The following is a 13900-nucleotide window of genomic DNA, read 5'->3' as shown; positions in this document are numbered from 1 at the left end:
TCCAGTCCACTCGAAGCATAGCTTCTCGCCTTGCGACTGGGCAAAGCAGTGCTTTGCTGATCCAGTCCACTCGAAGCATAGCTTCTCGCCTTGCGACTGGGCAAAGCAGTGCTTTGCTGATCCAGTCTCATATTTTGCCTTGAATTCATAAAATTGGCTAATCAATATTGAAATTAAGGTTCTTCAGGTAAATTGATATTCATTTCAAGCATTTCAATGTTTGCTTCTGAACGAACCTGCATTTGAATATGTTGTTCATTCACGCCACTCACGTAACGTCCAACCACCTGCATAATTTCTTTTTTCATTTGGTCAATTTTATCTTGACTTAAACGTCCACCACCAAATCCTTTTTCAGAGGCAACAATGACTTTTAAGCGGTCTTTAGCTGTTTGCGCGCTAGAGAGTTTTTCTTCATTGCCAAATAGTTTACTCCAGAATCCTGCCATGGTTATGCTCCAAATAGACGGGCCAACCAACCTTTTGGTTTTGCCGTGATATGTCGATAAGGACGGTCTTCACCAAGGAAACGTGCGACAAGGTCGTCATACGCCTGACCTGCACTGGTTTCTGTATACAGAATGACAGGTTTACCTTCGTTTGACGCTTGCAATACGCTTGGACATTCAGGAATAACGCCTAATGTTGGAATACGCAAGATGTCTTTTGAAATATCATCAATGGTCAACATTTCCTGACGATCTGCACGTTCAGGGTTAAAACGTGTAATGCATAGATGTTTACGGATACGACCTTCGTTATGCTCAACTTTTTTGGTTTTACTATCGAGCATACCGATAATGCGGTCAGAGTCACGTACAGATGAAATTTCAGGGTTGGTTACAATGATAGCTTCATCTGCATGGTACATGGCCAAAATCGCACCACGTTCAATCCCTGCTGGTGAATCACAAATAATGTAATCGAACTCCTGAGCGAGTTCGTTCATAACACGTTCAACGCCTTCATCACTTAATGCGTCTTTATCACGTGTTTGTGATGCGGGTAAAATGTATAGGTTTTCAATATCTTTATCGCGAATAAGCGCTTGTTGTAAACGTGCTTCGTTATTAATTACATTGACAAAGTCATATACGACGCGACGTTCACAACCCATAATTAAATCAAGGTTACGTAAACCCACATCAAAGTCGATAACCACTGTTTTGTGGCCACGTAAGGCTAAGCCTGTAGCAAATGATGCGCTGGTTGTAGTCTTACCTACACCGCCTTTGCCTGAAGTTACGACAACAATTTTGGCCACCGAATTCGCTCCTGTTTGGTCATTTGCTTTTCAAAATAATCAAGTGCATTTAAAAATCTAAAGAATATCCTATTATCTTAAATTTCTAATGCTTCAAATTCTAGTTCATGACGTTCATTTAAATAAATTTGAACAGGTTTTTTTATCATGTCGTGTGGTACGTCATCTGCCACACAATATGTACCTGCAATCGAAACCAATTCAGCATTTAAAGACTGACAAAAAATACGTGCGGAAGCATCCCCGCTTGCGCCTGCAATGATACGACCATGTGTTGTACCATAAACGTGAATATTTCCTGATGCAATAATTTCTGAACCACTATTCATACTGGCATTTAAAATAACATCACCGTTTTCTTGTACAAGACACTGACCTGTACGCAAGATCTCATTATGATATGAGGTTGCATGAGAAACCGCGTTTGATTTTTGTTTACAGTTGTCTGTATTTTGAGCTTTATCTTCGATTTGTTCAACTATTTGTTCAGTGGTTGGTTTAATTCTCTGTAATGGTCGATCTGCGGGCAATACAGGGAATTGAATCGCACGTGCTTCGTCTCCCAAAATACCGTCAATGACGGCCATAGGTTGTAAACCTAAGCTGACCAATAACTGGATAAGTGCGATAAGTTCTTGTTCGACGGTACTGTCTAAAATGACCAAAGCACCTTGTGATGCCGTGTCATCTAGTAATTGAGTAAGTTGCTGGCGAATAGCATCATGATCATTCGTATCGAAGGTTAACCGTGAAAAATTAACCATTCTGCCTGTAATGCGTATATCAGCCATAGTACTTCCTTAAAGGCCCTTGACCAAGCGACTAAATTAAGTCAAAGATTGTTAAAAATAGGGTAAATGTCACTTAGCATAGGTATGAAATATGACATTTTAAAGTGAAGAATGCTGGACAACGGGTCGAGGCACAAACAACACCAAGCTGAGGCATATTTAGTTTTGAACTCGTTTGGATGCCGCTAGAATTTGTTGCCATTGTTTCACTTTTACTTGTTTGCGTATTGATTCTAAACTTTCATAAACAGCAGATTCAACAAAAGATTCAAGAGATGCTTGATCAATGTTCACCTGACTCAGTTTCAGTGCAATATGCTGGTAGGTTAAGTTAGATTGGTTGAGTGGTTTTTCGACAAAGGGTTCAAGTAATCCCTGTGTGATGTTTTCACCCAAACGACGACCAATATTCTTGAGTTGGTTTTCAATGTGGCTTCCCACGATTGGAAATGGGCGCAACAATTGATGAATTTCTGGTGTATCGGCAACGGCTTTTTGAACGATATCACCAACATGTTGCGCAAGATATTCACGTTGCTGTTTGAGTTCAGTGGCCAGATTGTCTTGTAAAAGATCTGCAAGGGCTTTGGCAAACATCTCTCTGTGATGATTTACCAAATCATGAATGATTTTTTTATGCGTTGAACTGGTATCAAGTTCATGCCGAATACCATCGAGTACCGTGATCACGATACGATCTGACAACTCTTCCATAATGACTTGATAATAGAAACGTCCTGTTTCATGCCAGTGCTGTGGAATAATTTGATAGCCTAATTCGTGCAATCGATAGGCGATAATCCCCGCGCGAAATAAACGCAAAAACCGCAGTTGGGGAATAATCGCCAAAATTTCATACCAATGAATAAATGGAAAGAAAAACCAGCGTTGATGATGTCGTTGTACAATTGCAATTGTCCATCGAATGAGCAACTCGCAAATTAAGAAACTAATAAACCAGCCTTCGGTTTTATTCACCCACGGATGTAGCTGCTGTTTATAAAAATTGAGAAATTCCATCAAATGCAGGTGCTGAGAAAGCCACACTGCAAAGTTGCTCATGAATACCGCATTGGCACCCAAACAGAACAAATTAAAAATAATAATACCCATCATGAAAATGTCATAGATGAGATAGAGTTTCCATCGCAGTGAATTATGATGAACGTGATTAAATTTATTTGAGCGTTTCGCAGCATTCGGCATGATGATTAGGACTCGGTGGTAACTGAAGAGAGTCGTTGTTGCATTTGGTGGATGATCTGGTCTTTTTCCTGCCAAATCTGAGTCAGCCACTGGTGGAACTGTGCCCGATACTCGCGGTCATTTTCGTAGCTGCCCTGTAATATCCAATCTGGAATTTCAATTTTGCGTAAATGAACGGCAATGCGAGGGATCTCTCCCAACCAAAAGTCACCATAACCCGATACACCGTCAGGATACACAATGGTCATATCAACCAGTGCATCGACTTTGTCCCCTAAAATATTCAGTGCCAGTGCCAGACCGCCTGCTTTGGGTTTTAATAGATATTGATAGGGTGATTTTTGTTGTCGATGTTTTTCGGGGGTAAATCGTGTGCCTTCAACATAATTGAGTAATGTAAATGGCTGGCTTAAGAGTTGTTCACAAGCTTTACGTGCTTCGGCAATATCTCGGTTTTTGAGTTCAGGATTTTTGGCAATTTGTGATTTGCTGTGACGCTTCATCATCGGAAAGCCTAAAATTTTGAAGGCTTGCCCAACAAAAGGGATAAAAATAAGCTCCCATTTGGTAAAGAAGCGGGTCAGTGGCATGCGGGTTAAACCAAAATATTGATTAACAGTAGTGTCCACCCAACTTTGATGGTTACAGATCATGATGTAATGACCCTGCAAATTTAAATCGAGCTGTTCATCAACATGAATATCCCATTTGGTGTTAGGTAACACATGGTCAATCAACCAATTATTGACTTTTAACCAACTGTTGGTAATTTGAATATTGGTTTCATCAACTTTACTCGATTTTTTAAAGAGCTTGGTTAAACCTAAAGCTAAAACAGGAGGCCCATGCAAAAAGGTACTGCCTGTGATGACTGATCCGACAGTCAGCCCTTTGGTAATTTTTTTGAAGATACTCTGATTTTTTCTTGCGCTCATAGCTATTCCTAAGATCAGTCTTGCAAGATAAAGATAACCATGCAGTGGCATAGAGTCAAAAAAAATAGAAGATCACTTAAAATATGTAAAAAATATGATCTATATATGTCGTTATGTATAGGTTATTGCTTAAATGTTAACAACTTATCTTTTTTTTAACAAAAAATTAATGTTAAGCAAATTTTATTTATTTCATAATTCAAAATATTACTAAAACATCATAAAAGGAGGCATGCGATGCGTGCAGTCGTTATTTCTACATTAACAGCTGGGGCTTTAGTCCTTTCTGGGTGTCAAAGCATGGATGGCGGTGCAACAAGTGGCATTCGCCAGTATGACAAAACTGCAATTGGTACTTTAATTGGTGCTGCAGCAGGTTATGGCATCTCTCGTTCAAGTGCGAACTCAGCTGCTCAAAATAACCGCGCTGCTGCAATTGGTGCAATTTTGGGTGCAGGTGCCGGTTTCTATCTTGACAATAAAGAGAAAAAACTTCGTCAACAAATGGCAGGTACTGGTGTAGAAGTGAACCGTAATCCAGATGGTTCAGTTGGTTTGGTGATGCCGGGTAACATTACATTTGATACCAATAAATCAACCATTAAACCGAACTTCTATACGACTTTGAACAAAGTTGCTCAAACTTTGGCTGAAGATAACAAAAGTGCAATTCTTGTAACGGGTTATACAGATAACACAGGTAATGATTCAATTAACATTCCATTATCTCAAGCTCGTGCACAAGCTGTTTCAAACTACTTGATTGGTCAAGGCGTTGGCTCAAACCGTATCAATGCACAAGGGAATGGTTCGGCAAACCCAATTGCATCAAACAGCACAGCTTCAGGTCGTGAACAAAACCGCCGTGTTGAAATCAGCATTTATGAGCGTCAATCATAATTACAAGCTGATGTATTTACCAAAGCCACCTTCGGGTGGTTTTTGGTTTTTAAGAGTATTGAGAACATTTGTTCTGATTCATTTGGCATTTTTGTCGATCTCATTCTTTTTTATCGATCATTTACAATAATATTGGTTTCATTAAAACATGTGGTCGGTGAACCATAACATTCATTGTTTTTGTTTCTTTCTACGTGATAGGTACATAGAATTTCACCTGATTTTTATTATTTCATCTCGATCAATTTTCATAAAAAGTATTCCTAATTTTGTCAAAATCGGGAGTGTCATCCGATCAGTGGGGCTAAACAAATTTCTAAATGTTTAACTCATCAGCATTTACTATTGGGATTCTAAAACGGAGATGTCTATAATCATGCTCCAACCAGAAAGAGGTAACGGTATGTCGTCAGCAAGTCAACTTAATGACAAACAACTTGAAGCAATGAAATACATTCAAGGCCCTTTGTTAGTGCTTGCTGGAGCAGGTTCGGGTAAGACATCGGTGATTACACGTAAAATTGCGTATTTGGTACAGCAATGTGGGATTCCTGCACATCGAATTACCGCCATGACCTTTACCAACAAAGCTGCACGTGAAATGAAAGAGCGTGTGGGGAAATTATTGAACCGTGAAGAATCCAAAGGTTTGTCGGTTTCAACATTCCATACCTTTGGTTTAAATTTATTGCGGTTAGAACTGAAACATCTTCCGCTAAAAAATAACTTTTCTATTTTAGATGCCGATGACTGTAAGCGCATTTTGATGGATTTAATGCACCAAGACAATTTATCTGGTGCGGAAAGCAAAGAATTAATTGCCAAAGCAATGAAGAAGATTTCAGATTGGAAAAACGATCTGATAGTTCCAGAACAGGCACACAGCACCTGTGAAACTGAAGATGATGTCCGTTTTGCTCATCTTTATCAGTTGTATGAGCGTAACTTGCGAGCCTATAACGCCGTTGATTTTGACGACTTGATTGTGTTGCCGACTCGGTTATTGCAAGAAAATGCCGAAGTGCGTGACAAGTGGCAAAACCGTGTGCGCTATTTGCTGGTCGATGAATATCAGGACACCAACACTGCCCAATATATGCTGGTTAAATTACTGGTCGGGGTTTTGGGGCGTTTCACCGCAGTAGGTGATGATGACCAGTCGATTTACGCATGGCGTGGGGCAAAGCCTGAAAACATGGCATTATTGCAACAGGACTTTCCAACCTTAAAAGTCATTAAGCTTGAGCAGAACTACCGTTCAACCAGTCGTATCTTAAAAGCAGCAAACTGTGTCATTGAAAACAATCCACATATTTTTGATAAAAAACTGTGGAGTGATAAAGGGCATGGCGAAGTTATTCGTATTATTACTTGTCGTAATGATGACGATGAAGCAGAACGTGTCGTAAAAGATTTGATGACGCATAAGCTGATGAATGGCAAGAACTGGAAAGATTATGCAGTGCTTTACCGAGGCAATTTTCAGGCACGTGTGCTAGAAACACAGCTTAGACAAATGCAAATTCCGTATAAATTGTCGGGTGGGACATCCTTTTTCGCGCGGAGTGAAATTAAGGATGTGATGAGCTATTTACGCTTGATCATCAACCCTGAAGACGACAGTGCATTTTTACGAATTATTAATACACCAAAGCGTTCAATTGGCCCTGTGACACTGGAAAAATTGGGCTTATTTGCACAGGAAAATCATTTGTCGTTATTGGCTGCGGCAGGTGATCAACGACTGTCGATGGTATTAAGCAAAAAAATCAGCTCGCAGTTGAATGAATTTGCTCAATTTATAGCGGATTACACCCGCGATATGTTGGAAGACGATGAACCTGTACCGATTATCCGTCAGATGATTACGGAAACAGGTTATATCGACTATGTTCGTGAACAGTCGGCAACGCCTGCACAGGAAAAAACCAAGCTGGATAATATTGAAACACTGTATACCAGTATTCAAAGTTTGATTAACCGTGCTGAAAATGTTGATGAAAAGAACATTGAAAGTGTGATTCGCAAAATGGTGTTGCTCGATTTATTGGAGCAGCAACAAGAAGAAGATGACGTGGATAAAGTCAACTTATTGACTTTGCATGCAGCCAAAGGTCTGGAGTTTCCATTTGTCTATATCATGGGGCTAGAAGAAGAGTTATTGCCACATAAAAACTCGATTGCCAGTGACACCATCGAAGAAGAGCGCCGTTTAATGTATGTGGGGATTACCCGTGCACGTCAGGGACTAACCTTAACCCTTGCAGAACAGCGTAAGGCAGGTGGGCAGATGAAACAGATGACCCCAAGTCGTTTTCTGGATGAATTACCACAGGATGAACTGGACTGGTTAGGGCGCAAGAAAAAAGCGCAAGTGCCTGTTGATCCGAAAGAACAAGCCAAAATGTATTTAGAGAATTTACGTGCCATGCTCAAGCATAAGCACTAATTGATAGACGATTAGGAAATAGTTATGAAAGTTCAGGTTAAAGTTTTAGATCCACGTTTAGGTCAAGAATGGCCATTACCGAGCTATGCAACATCTGGCTCAGCAGGTTTGGATTTACGTGCTTGTCTGGATGAAGCGATTCAAATTGAAGCTGGTCAAACGGTTTTAGTGAAAACAGGTTTAGCGATCTATATTGAAGATGTGAATTTTGCAGGTTTAATTTTGCCACGTTCAGGTCTAGGTCATAAGCACGGGATTGTGTTAGGCAATTTAGTGGGCCTGATTGATTCAGACTACCAAGGCGAATTGATGATTTCGGTGTGGAACCGTGGTCAAACAACATTTACCCTAGAACCAGGTGAGCGTTTGGCACAATACGTTTTAGTGCCTGTGGTTCAGGCAGAGTTTGAACAAGTCGAAGACTTTGTTGCAACAGAGCGTGGAGCAGGTGGTTTTGGACATACTGGTAAGCAATAATCATCGCCAGTGGGTTATCATTTAAACAAGAAAGGCACGAATCAGTGCCTTTTTAATAAATTAGTCTAATTATTACAAAATATATCTGAGCCAATATTTACAAAAGTTGTCATTGTCCACACAATTTGTTCATGATGAAAATGATGAACGACCATGATGCTGTTGAATAAAGCGAACTTTCCCACACAGATCTTTCGGGCATATGATATTCGAGGCAAATTAGAATACTTGACGCCTTCTATTGTGACTGCAATTGCGGTGGCATTGTCACGCTTATATTCACAACAACAGGTGAAGCGGCTCGTTTTAGGCTATGATGCTCGTTTAAGCAGTCCGAAGTATGCTGCAATGATTCAGAGCTTGCTGTCAAAGCATGGAATAGAAGTCATTCAGCTTGGCTGCTGTTCCACGCCAATGATGTATTTTTTCGCTGCCCAATATGGCGGAAATGGCATCATGATTACCGCAAGCCACAATCCAAAAACAGACAATGGCATTAAATGGATGTGTCAGGGTGAGCCGCCATCGCCAGCGCAAATTCAAGAAATTGCAGTTTGGGCACAACAGGAAATCACCCAAATTGACGATGATCAAATTGCTTTAGATTCACCACATCAATTTCATGAACAATTTCGTCAGCAATATTTACAGTATTTACAACAAGACATTCAGATTAAACGCCCACTTAAAATTGTTGTGGATGGCTTAAATGGTTCGGCAGGGCAATATGCGGTTGAAAGCCTGACACGTTTAGGTTGCATTGTCACAGCATTGCGGTGTAAGGCAAACGGACATTTCCCTGAGCATGCTCCTGATCCATCTAAAGCCCGTCATTTGCAACGATTACAACAACAGGTGATAGAACAACAGGCTGACTTAGGTTTTGCCCTAGATGGTGATGGTGATCGTGTTGTGATTGTGGATGAAACAGGGCAAATTATTGGTGCAGACAGGTTACTGTGTTTATTTGCACAAATTTGTCTGGCACAGCAACCACAACATGAAATTGTATTTGATGTGAAATGCTCGAATCAGGTGACACAGTTTGTTGAAAAGCATCAGGGTATTGCCACCATGATTCGTACAGGCAGTACGTTTTTGCGTAAATATATTGCACATTCAAAACGGCAGGCTATTTTTGGTGGTGAATATGCGGGGCATTATGTGTTTAATGATGGACGCGGGCGGGGGTACGATGACGGCTTGTATGCTGCATTACGCGCAATCGAATTTCTCAGTCAGCAAGATCAGTCATTTTCACAGTTGATGCTCGCTATTCCAAAACGTTTTTCGACAGAAGATAACTACATTTCGACTCACCATCATTCTCCTCAGGCATTGTTACAACTGATCGAGCAAAATTGTCAGATGATGGGGGCGAAATTAATCAAAATAGATGGAATCCGACTTGATTTTGAGGACGGATTTGGCATTATTCGAGCATCGAATACAGGCGAATATTTGACAGCCCGTTTCGATGCCGATACAGCAGAGCGTCTAGAACAGATTCGTCAGGACTTTGCCGCTATTTTTAATTCACAATATCCAGAAATTGCCCAAGATATTCGTCAGGCGCATTAAGGAGAGGCAGATGCCATTTCAACACCAAGGCCTCGACAAAGCACAAGTACTCACTGAGGCTTTGCCGTACATTCAACGCTTTGCGGGAAAAACGCTCGTTGTAAAATATGGCGGTAATGCCATGACTGATCCAGAACTTGAAAGTTCTTTTGCACGAGATATCGTTTTACTTAAAACAGTTGGCTTAAACCCAATTGTTGTGCATGGCGGTGGGCCACAAGTTGACTCTTTACTAAAACGCTTAGGACAAGAATCTGACCGTATTGATGGGATGCGTGTCACCGATGAAGCAACGATGGAAGTTGTGGAAATGGTGCTGGGCGGTAGTGTCAATAAATCAATCGTGAATTTGATTAACCAACATGGTGGTCGTGCAATTGGTTTGACAGGTAAAGATGGAAACCTGTTACATGCGCGAAAACTGCTGATGGAAAAACAGGCCGATGATGGAACAATTCAACACATTGACCTCGGGATGGTTGGTGAAGTTGTTGGGGTAAAAACTGACGTTCTTGAAATGTTTACCCAAGGTGATTTTATTCCTGTTATTGCACCTTTAGGTGTCGATGAGCATGGCAATACCTATAACATCAATGCAGACCTTGTTGCAGGTAAAGTTGCTGAAGCCTTAGGTGCTGAAAAGTTGATTTTACTGACCAATATTTCGGGTGTATTAGACGAAAATAAACAGCTTCTGACAGGATTAACCACTCAGGAAGTCGATCGTTTAATTGAAACTGGTGTGATTTACGGTGGCATGATTCCAAAAGTAAGCTGTGCATTGGATGCGGTAAAAGGTGGTGTCGTTAGTGCGCATATTGTTGACGGACGTGTTCCACATGCAACATTGCTAGAAATCTTTACCGATCATGGTGTTGGAACATTGATTACCAATCGTGCAAAACATGCTTAACATTAAATTTTAAAATCATCTCAATGTTAAGGTTTCTTGTAGCCTTAACATTGTTTTTATTCTAAATATCGACAATAGAACAATAATTTTATCTAAAAATATGATAAAGACAGTAGAAAAACGAATTTGCGTCATACGCAGCTATCTATTACATTCAACTTAAGATTTAACATTTTGAAAAAAGAAGTCGTCCAATGTGCCAACTCCTCGGAATGAACTGTGCAACGCCAACGGATATCACCTTCTCATTTAGAGGGTTTTCACAACGTGCGGGAATTACATCAGATCATTGTGATGGCTTTGGAATCGCCTTTTTTGAGGATAAAGCGTGCCGTTTATTCGTGGATAATCAGTCTGCAATCAAATCACCGATTGCAGAACTGGTTCGTGACTATCCAATCAAATCGAAAAATGTTGTTGCGCATATTCGCAAAGCCACACAGGGTAAAATTACTCTTGAAAATTCACACCCATTTGTTCGTGAATTATGGGGGCGGCACTGGGTGTTTGCACACAATGGCGATTTACACGGCTTTCAGCCTGAACTCACAGGACGATTTACGCCTGTGGGCAATACAGACAGTGAATATGCCTTTTGCTATTTGCTAGATCAGTTGGTGCAACATTTTGGCTATCAGCCACCAGCGATTTTAGAAGTTGCACAGGCGCTTGAAAAAATCGTCCCAAAAGTTGCTGAATACGGCACATTTAACTTTTGTTTGTCGAATGGACAAGCTTTGTTTAGTTATGCAACGACTAAACTACATTGGCTGGTACGAGGATACCCTTTTAAACCTGCACATTTGATTGATCTGGATGTTGAAGTGGACTTTAGTACCGTGACAACTCCCCAAGACCGTGTTGCTGTGATTACCACAGAACCCCTGACACAAAATGAAATTTGGACGGCATTTCGACCAGGTCAGTTTATTGTATTTCAAGATGGACAAAATATTTATCAGGCACAAACATATATTGAACGGTTGCAGCGTGAGAAATTAGACCCATCGCTACGTCGTATTACACAAGCGGATATGTATTAAAAGTCTAAAAATAAATGTGAATAAATTCACAATTTATGGGTATAAATGATTCTTTATTTGCACTTTTTTTGATTGGGAAAAGCATATTTTGTTCTAATTTTGTGCTTAATTTATGCTGTAATTGGTTAAAAAATACTTGACTCTTTTAGTTTATATTAATCTATTTTTTCTATATATATCAAATGATTAATATAATATTGGCTTAATCCCGACTAGCCCGCTTGATTTTTTGTTGCTGTTGAGTCGTATATGATGGCACCTGATTAGTGGGGAGTTAAGTTCAACATGAAAATGAATTGGCGTTCAGAATATAATACAGGGATCGAGGTTATTGATGACCAACATAAACGTATTCTAGATTATATCAATGAAATCGAGGACGTTCGCTCAACGCACGATCAGGTAAAAATTAAAGAGGTATTAGACAATATTATTGACTATACACAATCGCATTTTACTTTTGAAGAAAGTTTACAAGAAGAAGCCGAGTATAAATATCGCGTTCCACATAAACGCGTACACGATCTTTTTATTAAAAAAATTGAAAATTACCGTGATCGTTTTTTAATGGGGCAAGCAATAGAAGAAGAATTGCATCAGATTCTAACAAAATGGTTAATTAACCATATACAACACGATGATGCGGATTATGTTGGAGCAGTGAAAGAAAACATGCAAAACATTATTCGAGAAAAAGAAAAGAAAAAAGGAAAGAACTGGTTTTCTCGTTTCTTTTCCTAGGAATAACAAAATAAGAATAATAAAATAATAAAATGAAATTCGCGCTCAAGAATCATTGCTTCGGCAATGATTTCTTTTTTTGAGTAAACTTTGATTTTCCTGAGTGACAAAGGCAAAATAGCTCATCATTCTTGAAACTTCGGATGCAGGACATACCTATGTCACGATGGTTATCGCCGCTGATGGCGTTTTGTTTATCTTTTATGTTGATGGTTACACTGGCACCAACAGTTGGTATCCAGATTGATCGTCCACTTGATTTTTGGCTACTGTGGTTGATCAGTATGCTGGTCTTGGCATTACCTATTGGTTATTTGGAAATTGCCTTGGTTAGACGAGCAAAAACATCTGCATTGAATGCTTTGATGGGGTTAACGCGTGATGCGGATGCTTCACCACGTTGGCGAATTGCGGGTTGGTTAGCGGTCAGTTTTATTCCATTCCTAGCAGGCGCTATTTTGGCAAATGCAGGCCATGTTTTGCAGGGCAATGGACTGATATTGACCTCTGAGTCAATTTTATTCCTGATTGCGGCTGTGATTGCGGTCGGATTCTCTTTTATCCCACGTATTTGGCTAACCTTGGTTCTGGTTGTTGGTGTTCTTGCTTCGTTGGTTTTGAGCCATTTATTCCCATTACAATTAGAAGCGTGGCATGTCACTGCTATTTCATTCACTGAGTGGGGCAATGCGACTGTTTTAGCCTTGGTTGCAAGCGGCTTAGGGTTGGGCGTGTATTCGCAAACGAGCCTTGTGCAACTGAATCAAGCAGAGCACGTCTCTCAAGTTCAATTTCCGATTTGGATTGCACAATTATTGGCGGTGATTGCATTTGGTTTCTTTGCTGTACAGACACAAATTCCTGCTTTAAGTGTGATGATCACTGCGCTTTTTGCTGCGGCATTGCTCTTACAACTCGCCCGTGAGCAACTACAACAACGTCAAGTTTCGATCATTTTACAATGGATCATTCAGTTACTTCCTTTGTTTATTTGGGCTGTTACTGCAACGCTAAACGTATTTAATTTGCTCGTGATGTTGTGGGGCTTAGTGATTTGTTTAATTTATGCGGTATTTGTAGGCTGGGTGATGAAAATCAGTCATCTACGTAAAGCACTGAATTTTTCAAATGAAGCCATTTATAATCTTTGGCGTATCGCTGTGCGTATTGTGTTGCCATTGTCGATTGTACTTGCAATTATTGCGATTGTGATGGGGCACATCTGATGCAGCAATATGTGTGGGTTGCCTATGCATCTCCTGAACAACAATTTCATATTAAAGTTGTTTATCAGGAAGGAATGACTGTGGCAGATGCGATTGCGCAAAGTGGCTTAAATGAACAGACTCAATTGCCTGAAACATTGAATTTGGGTATTTGGGGGGTGAAAATTCATAGTCCAACGCATTTGCTCAAAGCGGGCGATCGTGTTGAAATCTATCTTCCTTTAAAGATTAACCCAAAAGATATTCGTCGAAAACGGGCAGAAAAAAATCCTGTTGGACGTTACCAAACTGGTAATCGTTTTAAACGATCTTGATGATAAAAATAATCCCAATCAAATGATTGGGATTATTGCTTTTGTATCTGTCATTATGTG

Annotated in this window: 14 protein-coding genes; 9 read left to right on the top strand and 5 right to left on the bottom strand. The window is 40.1% G+C overall.

What is annotated here, in order from left to right:
- Positions 1 to 173: 173 nt before the first annotated feature.
- The 5 genes from minE to ABDV70_RS12445 all read right to left on the bottom strand — a co-directional run bounded on the left by minE (position 174) and on the right by ABDV70_RS12445 (position 4196).
- A complete protein-coding gene (gene minE / locus ABDV70_RS12465) occupies positions 174 to 449 on the bottom strand; it encodes a cell division topological specificity factor MinE (RefSeq protein WP_343598181.1) in 276 nt (91 codons plus the stop codon).
- Between the two features lie 2 nt (positions 450 to 451).
- Entirely contained in the window at positions 452 to 1264 is an 813-nt protein-coding gene (minD, locus tag ABDV70_RS12460; protein WP_343598179.1) for a septum site-determining protein MinD, read from the bottom strand.
- A gap of 77 nt (positions 1265 to 1341) precedes the next feature.
- Entirely contained in the window at positions 1342 to 2055 is a 714-nt protein-coding gene (minC, locus tag ABDV70_RS12455) for a septum site-determining protein MinC (RefSeq protein WP_343598177.1), read from the bottom strand.
- A 159-nt stretch (positions 2056 to 2214) separates the two neighbouring features.
- Positions 2215 to 3261, bottom strand: coding sequence for a preprotein translocase subunit SecA (locus ABDV70_RS12450; RefSeq protein WP_343598187.1), 1047 nt, complete (start codon positions 3259 to 3261; stop codon positions 2215 to 2217).
- A 5-nt stretch (positions 3262 to 3266) separates the two neighbouring features.
- Positions 3267 to 4196, bottom strand: coding sequence for an acyltransferase (locus ABDV70_RS12445; protein WP_343598175.1), 930 nt, complete (start codon positions 4194 to 4196; stop codon positions 3267 to 3269).
- Positions 4197 to 4433: 237 nt separating this feature from the next.
- Here ABDV70_RS12445 and ABDV70_RS12440 point away from each other — a divergent pair, with 237 nt between their 5' ends.
- The 9 genes from ABDV70_RS12440 to ABDV70_RS12400 all read left to right on the top strand — a co-directional run bounded on the left by ABDV70_RS12440 (position 4434) and on the right by ABDV70_RS12400 (position 13840).
- Positions 4434 to 5096: an OmpA family protein gene (locus ABDV70_RS12440; RefSeq protein ID WP_343598173.1), complete on the top strand. Its 663-nt coding sequence runs from the start codon at positions 4434 to 4436 to the stop codon at positions 5094 to 5096.
- 403 nt (positions 5097 to 5499) lie between these two features.
- Complete coding sequence (rep, locus tag ABDV70_RS12435; protein WP_343598185.1) at positions 5500 to 7545, top strand: DNA helicase Rep; 2046 nt, start codon at positions 5500 to 5502, stop codon at positions 7543 to 7545.
- 24 nt (positions 7546 to 7569) lie between these two features.
- Positions 7570 to 8022, top strand: a complete 453-nt coding sequence (gene dut / locus ABDV70_RS12430; protein ID WP_343598171.1) for a dUTP diphosphatase — start codon at positions 7570 to 7572, stop codon at positions 8020 to 8022.
- Positions 8023 to 8184: 162 nt separating this feature from the next.
- The gene (locus ABDV70_RS12425) at positions 8185 to 9603 is read left to right on the top strand and encodes a phosphomannomutase/phosphoglucomutase (protein WP_343598183.1); all 1419 of its coding nucleotides are present in this window, start codon (positions 8185 to 8187) and stop codon (positions 9601 to 9603) included.
- A gap of 10 nt (positions 9604 to 9613) precedes the next feature.
- Complete coding sequence (argB, locus tag ABDV70_RS12420; protein WP_343598170.1) at positions 9614 to 10516, top strand: acetylglutamate kinase; 903 nt, start codon at positions 9614 to 9616, stop codon at positions 10514 to 10516.
- 194 nt (positions 10517 to 10710) lie between these two features.
- A complete protein-coding gene (locus tag ABDV70_RS12415; protein WP_343598169.1) occupies positions 10711 to 11559 on the top strand; it encodes a class II glutamine amidotransferase in 849 nt (282 codons plus the stop codon).
- A 285-nt stretch (positions 11560 to 11844) separates the two neighbouring features.
- Positions 11845 to 12300: a bacteriohemerythrin gene (locus tag ABDV70_RS12410; RefSeq protein ID WP_343598167.1), complete on the top strand. Its 456-nt coding sequence runs from the start codon at positions 11845 to 11847 to the stop codon at positions 12298 to 12300.
- 143 nt (positions 12301 to 12443) lie between these two features.
- Positions 12444 to 13526 (top strand): hypothetical protein, encoded by a 1083-nt coding sequence (locus ABDV70_RS12405; RefSeq protein WP_343598165.1) that lies wholly within the window; start codon positions 12444 to 12446, stop codon positions 13524 to 13526.
- A complete protein-coding gene (locus ABDV70_RS12400; protein ID WP_343598164.1) occupies positions 13526 to 13840 on the top strand; it encodes an RnfH family protein in 315 nt (104 codons plus the stop codon). Before ABDV70_RS12405 ends, ABDV70_RS12400 begins: the two co-directional genes overlap by 1 nt.
- Positions 13841 to 13900 lie beyond the last annotated feature (60 nt).

Origin of the sequence: Acinetobacter sp., from assembly GCF_039596015.1 — a bacterium.
In the GTDB taxonomy this organism is placed as follows: domain Bacteria; phylum Pseudomonadota; class Gammaproteobacteria; order Pseudomonadales; family Moraxellaceae; genus Acinetobacter.
Note: the sequence above shows the minus strand (reverse complement) of the source record. Positions and strands in the feature narration are given on the sequence as shown.